A 229-nucleotide genomic window follows, 5' to 3' on the forward strand; every position below is an offset into this window, starting at 1 on the left:
ATCTCCTTCTCATACGTATGGTACTTGATCAAGGCCGATATGTGCTTCTCTTCCAGCTTCACGTAGTTCTCTTCCGAGCCATAAGCCGCGTCAGCGATCAAACGTTCGGGTTCCACGCCGTACTTCTCTCGAACGGTCTCCAAATGCGGGAGAAGACAACGAGTGTCGCCCGGCCTCTGATGAAGGGAATACCCCAAAATAAATTGGCCGGAAGAACCCACCTGTACGT

General features: G+C 52.0%; 1 protein-coding gene. It reads right to left on the minus strand.

Going from position 1 to position 229, the window contains the following annotated elements; all coding sequences use genetic code 11:
• The coding region (locus tag LD028_RS09750; protein ID WP_255721578.1) for a transposase at positions 1-229 on the minus strand (229 nt) is incomplete at both ends.

The organism is Anoxybacillus sp. LAT27 (assembly GCF_022030075.1).
In the GTDB taxonomy this organism is placed as follows: Bacteria; Bacillota; Bacilli; order Bacillales; family Anoxybacillaceae; genus Anoxybacillus; species Anoxybacillus kestanbolensis.